The organism is Rhodococcus sp. no. 34 (genome assembly GCF_054589475.1).
This window is the reverse complement of sequence record NZ_BAAILK010000026.1, coordinates 1-5,635: the sequence shown is the minus strand read 5'-3', so window position 1 is coordinate 5,635 and position 5,635 is coordinate 1. Positions and strand designations below refer to the sequence as shown.

At 60.2% G+C, this 5,635-nt stretch carries 8 protein-coding genes; 6 read left to right on the top strand and 2 right to left on the bottom strand.

Annotated elements, in window-relative coordinates; translation table 11 throughout:
- Nucleotides 1-19: 19 nt before the first annotated feature.
- Nucleotides 20-1,375: a DUF1254 domain-containing protein gene (locus tag ACYP01_RS09130; RefSeq protein ID WP_054187941.1), complete on the bottom strand. Its 1,356-nt coding sequence runs from the start codon at nt 1,373-1,375 to the stop codon at nt 20-22.
- Between the two features lie 101 nt (nt 1,376-1,476).
- Between ACYP01_RS09130 and ACYP01_RS09125 the strand changes: the two genes are divergently transcribed.
- The 5 genes from ACYP01_RS09125 (at nt 1,477) to ACYP01_RS09105 (ending at nt 4,712) form a co-directional block, all read left to right on the top strand.
- Entirely contained in the window at nt 1,477-1,878 is a 402-nt protein-coding gene (locus ACYP01_RS09125) for a nuclear transport factor 2 family protein (protein WP_054827323.1), read from the top strand.
- Nucleotides 1,879-2,042: 164 nt separating this feature from the next.
- On the top strand, nt 2,043-2,198 hold the full coding sequence (locus ACYP01_RS09120; RefSeq protein WP_003945564.1) for a DUF6131 family protein: 156 nt from the start codon (nt 2,043-2,045) through the stop codon (nt 2,196-2,198).
- A gap of 135 nt (nt 2,199-2,333) precedes the next feature.
- Nucleotides 2,334-2,810 (top strand): hypothetical protein, encoded by a 477-nt coding sequence (locus ACYP01_RS09115; protein WP_003945539.1) that lies wholly within the window; start codon nt 2,334-2,336, stop codon nt 2,808-2,810.
- 64 nt (nt 2,811-2,874) lie between these two features.
- On the top strand, nt 2,875-4,032 hold the full coding sequence (locus ACYP01_RS09110; protein ID WP_007734704.1) for an AI-2E family transporter: 1,158 nt from the start codon (nt 2,875-2,877) through the stop codon (nt 4,030-4,032).
- A gap of 410 nt (nt 4,033-4,442) precedes the next feature.
- The gene (locus ACYP01_RS09105) at nt 4,443-4,712 is read left to right on the top strand and encodes a DUF4235 domain-containing protein (protein ID WP_007734706.1); all 270 of its coding nucleotides are present in this window, start codon (nt 4,443-4,445) and stop codon (nt 4,710-4,712) included.
- Between the two features lie 22 nt (nt 4,713-4,734).
- Here ACYP01_RS09105 and ACYP01_RS09100 read toward each other — a convergent pair whose 3' ends face one another.
- Complete coding sequence (locus ACYP01_RS09100) at nt 4,735-5,142, bottom strand: RidA family protein (protein ID WP_007734708.1); 408 nt, start codon at nt 5,140-5,142, stop codon at nt 4,735-4,737.
- A gap of 111 nt (nt 5,143-5,253) precedes the next feature.
- Between ACYP01_RS09100 and ACYP01_RS09095 the strand changes: the two genes are divergently transcribed.
- Nucleotides 5,254-5,469 carry a BldC family transcriptional regulator gene (locus tag ACYP01_RS09095; RefSeq protein ID WP_459679527.1) on the top strand — a complete coding sequence of 72 codons (216 nt, stop codon included), beginning with the start codon at nt 5,254-5,256 and terminating at the stop codon, nt 5,467-5,469.
- The last annotated feature ends 166 nt before the right edge of the window (nt 5,470-5,635 follow it).

Genomic DNA, 5,635 nt, shown 5'->3' with positions numbered 1-5,635 from the left:
GGCCGTCAGACGCGAGCCGTCATTCTTGCGAGCGAGTGATGGCGGGGACGACGTAGGACTGATCGAGCACGGCGGGCGAAGGTTCGTACATTCTCAGTACCGGTCGGAAATCCCCGCGCGGTGCGGGCAGCCAGTTTGCCTTCGCCGTGGGATCTTTCGGCTCCTCGTGGCTGATCGTGATCGTCAACGCACCGTCGGCGTCGTGGACGATTCCTGGAGTGCGGTCGCCGATCGAGTATCGGTCGACGGGGTTCGCCACGAGGAAGAAGTCCGGCACCGAGTACATCGTCAGCGACCAGAAGGCGCTCACCGGCGGAGTGGGGTCGAGTCTTATTGTGTAGGTCTGGTTTCCGTTCAACTGCTCGCCCTGATCGTCGACGTAGGTCATGATGTACGCCGCTTCGTAAGGGTGGTTGCCCCACAGCCCGCCCTTGGCAGCCGCGGCGCGTTCGACGATGCGCAACTTGGGATCGGCGATCTTGAATTGTGGATCGTCGATTGTGCCGACCTCGAAGTAGTCGAGGTTGTAGTCGAAGGCGTGGAATGTGAGCTTCCATCCGTTGACTTCGGGGCTGGAGCCTTTGGTGAGGGCCTCGAGCAGGTTCTTCTCACCGATCGTCAATCCGTCAGCCAACGCGGCTGCCTCGTCGGCAGAGAGTGAAGCGGCAGAGTGTGAGCTATAGGGAGAGGCCCCGGGCTCGTCGATTCCGATCGGGGAGAAGGAATCCTGGAGTTCTCGATCGCGTGGGGCCGGCGGAAACGCCTGTGACCAGATGCGGAGTTTCTCGAGGAACAGGAGGTCCTGGCTTACCCCGGGTTCGGGCACTGGGAGACCCGCCGAGTTTCCGGTGGAGTCGACGACGGTCAGTGTGGTGGCGTCCTGCAAGGCGTGCACCGCAGGGAGGTCGTCGTCGCCACCGCATGCCCACCGGCCCACGATCGACGCAATGTTCGTGGGAAATCTGATCACCGTGGTCTGGTCCGCCGGGGTTCCCGTCCAGGTGGGTGGGACGAGAAGGAAGTCTCCGCTCTTCGTGCCGGTGGCCCGATGCCCGACGTAAGCGAAATTGTTTGTCCAGGCGTCCACGAACTGGAGGACGTAGTAACGGCCATCGGTATCGGGGACGTGCAGCGCAACGGGGCCGACAGAGAGATCGATCTGCGCCATGGAATACACGGTGTCGTTGTTGATCGTGACGAAAGTGTCTGCCGGCCCGGCCAGTGTTCGGGCGTGGCTGAAGGTGTTGAAAGGTGCGGCGGGGTTCGCTCCGACACCGTTGTGAACATACCGATGGACCTGGTCGAGATTGAAAACGAGGGGAAATCCGTAGATATACGCCTGAGCTGCAAGCTCGGTGCGACTGGTGTCTGTCATCTCTGCCCTCTCGTCGTGCACGTCGGTTCGAAGTCCACCCTGCGGGAACCCTGCCGTCGGGGCATCACCCGCCGAGGGTGACGACGGTAGAGGGAGAAGACATGTCGGATCAGGAGAGTGCGGCATTGGTCGCTGTCGCAGACGAGTGGAACGTCGCGATGTGCTCGAACGACGCCGAACGGATCGGCGATTTCATGGCAGACGACTGGGTGATCGTCTCGGAATCCGGAGTGTCGACCAAAGCGGAGTTCCTGGGTTTCGTGGCCTCGGGCGACCTGACTCATTCGACGATGGACCGCGTCGGGAGCGCTCGCGTGCGTTTCTTCGGTGACGTCGCACTGTTCACCACGCGGATCGTCAATACCGCGCACTACGGCGGCAGACAATACGACGCCGACGAGTGGACCACCGACGTGTTCGCGCGGCGAGACGGTCGTTGGTGCTGCGTGTTGAGCCACATCACGCCGGCGGTCGAGGCGAAGATCGAGGACGTGGAACTATGACGTAGAGATAAGAGAAAGGCTGATGTTTTAACGGTGACACTATTGGGTAGTAATACGAGTTTCGCATTTATGAATGTATTTATCGGATTTATCGATTGTGAAGTTTCTGTAGTAGCGTCAGTTGAGTAGATCATTTTGATACGCATACCGGATGAGGTTCTCACATGATTGTTCTCGGCATTATTCTGGCGTTGATCGGCTTTTTCACGGGGTTGAGCATTCTGACCACCGTCGGCATCATCTTGGTCGTCGTAGGTGCAGTTTTGTCCATCCTCGGTGCTACCGGGCGCGCAGTGGGCGGACGAAAAGTCTGGTATTGATCAATACTGCGCGAGTAGCTGAGAAGGCGGTACCCGATCTCTTCGGAGATCGGGTACCGCTTTTTGTGCTCCAACTGGTTTTCGGTCTCTCTACCCCAAATTATCGATCTGAGCGGCATCGGGTAAACATGAAGGATGCTTTCTCGAGACCATGACGAAGAGAAATCTGCCGAGCGATTCAGATTCCCTCGCAGATGGAATCAGGTTGACGAATCGCGCCGCGGTTTGGTGTTGGCGTGGGTGGCCTTCACGTTGACGTTCGGCGGAGCACGTCTGGTGACGTGGTTGATCCAGATCGACACCAGGGACGTCGGCGACATCAGCGCCGGTGGCACTCATCTGCATCACTATTTATGGGGAATTCTGCTGTTGGCCGGGGTGGCGATCTTCGGACTCGTAGACCGAAGCCCTCGCGCAAGAACATGGATGGGCATCGCGTTGGGCATCGCACTCGGGCTCATCGTCGACGAGGCTGCGTTACTGATCACTCTCGACGACGTCTACTGGCAGAGCGACGGTTGGCCCAGCATCGCCATCGCTGTGTCGATTATCGGAGTGGTAGGAACCGGTCTCGCGCTGACCCGAAGCGGAGCGGAGAAGCCTCGAGGTTGATCCGGCCACGGCACGGGTACTCACTCCCGTGCCGGGAAGTCGCGCGGATCGTGAGGTGGCTTGAATGGATCCCAGTTCCGCGGACACCTCACCGGACTCCGAAAGTAAAGTCCAAGCCATAGATCCGATGGCGGAAGCCGAACGTGAAGCCGCAGCATTGGCGACTCCCGTCCGGCCGCTGGGCGAACCGGGGCCGAGGTTCGATCGTCGTTCACCGTTCTTCATCGGTCTGAGCGCGGCGGCCGGTGTTGCCGTGACGTACGCGGTGATCGAAGTGCTCCTGGCGGCGCGAGGCATGCTGATCCTGATCGTGGTCGCGCTGTTTCTCGCGGTGGGCATCGAACCGATGATCGTCTGGCTGGAGCGGAGACATTTCCGACGCTGGATCGCAGTCACCGTGGTACTCCTCGGAATTGCAGTGATGTTGGCGCTGTTTCTGGTTGCTGCGATCACCCCGCTGGTCGAGCAGGGACGTCAGTTCGCATCACACGCTCCCGAACTTCTGACACACATTCGTGACCGGTATCCGATCGTCAGCGACCTCGACGAGAAGTATCACCTCGAGGAGCACCTCACCACCCAACTGGACGGTTCGGGGTCTGCGCTCGCGACGGGTTTGCTCGGAGCGGGGCGGGCGGTGTTCAGCGCAGTCGCCGACGCTGGAATCGTTGCTGTACTGACGACGTACTTCTTGATCGACTACCCACGAATCCGCACGAATCTGTATCGGCTGGTGCCACATTCGCGGCGGCCACGAGCAATCGCCATCGGTGATCAGATACTGGCAGGTGTGGGTGGGTACGTCCTCGGCAATGTTCTGATCTCCGTGATCACCGCAGTGTGCACCTTCGCGTGGTTGTTGATCTTCGACGTGCCGTATCCGTTGATCCTGGCGCTGCTGGTCGCTCTGCTCGATCTGATCCCGATAGTCGGTTCCACGATCGCAGGGGTTGTCGTCGCCCTGGTCTCCCTGACAGTCTCTGTCCCAACGGCATTGGCGACAGTCGCGTTCTTCATTGCGTTACGTCTGCTCGAGGACTACCTGCTCGTTCCGAAGATCATCGGGAAGACGGTGGCGGTCCCGGCACTGGTGACCGTTGTCGCGGTTCTGTTGGGTGGAGCATTGCTCGGTATTGTCGGTGCGTTGCTGGCGATTCCGGTCGCTGCGGCCTTGCTGCTGCTTGCAAGGGAGACGCTCTTTCCGCGCCTCGACGCTTCTTGACCGGCTTCTATCGGACGCTTCGCGCGCGACGCCGAGAACCAGGATTCGGCTTGGGACACATCCGAGTCGGGATGGTTTCTCCCTCGGCGGTGATACGGAATACCGAGACTTTCTCGCTACAACCGTGATTCAGATCGACCGCGTATGCGATTGCGGCGCGATCCGAGACGAAATCTTCCATCACCGTTGTACCGTCCGGTAGTTCGATTCTGTAGTTTTCCATGACTTACACAACCTTCTTTCGCTAAGACGATCCTACCCGGCTCGAGAAGTGGCAAACCGTGGAACACAACGTGCGACAGTCGTCTTCGTGCCTTGCCGGTGCAATGTTTCGACACCTCGCCTGCCGGGTAGTGAGAGTCGGTCAGCCCGCTCAGGCGGTACGTATCGAACCACGGAGGATCCGCGCAATGAGCGCAGTATCGAAAGCGATGTACAAGCCACTCTCACTGGCGACCAGCGTCCTGGGCGGCATCTTGGCCGGCGCTGTCTTCCAGCAGGTGTGGAAGCGCATCGGTGACGACAAGAATGCGCCCGAGCCCAAAGACTTGAGCAGGTCGAGCAAGGAAGTCCTGATCGCCGCAGCCCTGCAGGGAGCCATCTTCGCTGTTGTGCGAGCCGCAGTGGATCGTGCGGGGGCAAAGGGCTACCAGGCCCTTGCTCATGAAGATCCTCGGTAGGGACGCCCGGTTCGGTTCGAGTTCAGTCGACGACGGCCGCGATTGCCTCGATCTCGACCAGTTGATCGTCGTAACCGAGAACGGTCACACCCATCAGAGTGCTCGGGGCGTCGTGATCGCCGAACGCGTCGCGGACTACCTCCCACGCCGCAACCAGGTCGGCTTGATTGCTCGACGCCACCAGGACGCGGGTGTTGATCACGTCGGTGATGGACGCGCCCGCGTCCGAGAGAGCTGTTCTCAGGTTGTCGACGGCCTTGGCTGCCTGTCCTGCGTAGTCACCGATGGCGGCAGTGGAGCCGTCCTCGTTCAACGGGCAGGATCCGGCCAGGAAGATCAGTCGTGCATCGGCGGGAGCCGTTGCTGCATAGGCATATTCAGCCACCGAAGAGAGTGACGTGGAACGGATCAGAGTTACCGACTTCGACATTATTTCCCCAAGGAATAGTAAAGTTTTGCAGCGAGTCTTTCACAGCACGCCAGGGGTTGCCAATTCATCGTCGGACCCATCCCTTCAGTCGGCAGCTACGAATGACTGCCAATGAGCCGAGAAGACGAGCACACAGCACCTGTCGACGAGTGGCTGACGACCAAACAGGTTGCAGCACTGTTCCACGTCGACAGGACCACGGTGTCCAGATGGGCGAGGGAGGGCAAAGTCGGCACTCTGAGAACGCTTGGCGGGCATCGGAGGTACCGGCGATCGGAGATCGAGACGTTGCTGCGTAACCGCTCGACGACGCTCGATCACCAATAACCTTCGGCACGAAACAGACAGGTCGCCGAGCATGATGAGGGCTCGGCGACCTGTCTGGTCAGCAGGAAGTAATCAGGCCTTGGGGACGCGGACGATGAGTGCGTCGCCTTGTCCGCCGCCGCCGCAGAGTGCGGCTGCGCCGATGCCGCCGCCGCGGCGTTGCAGT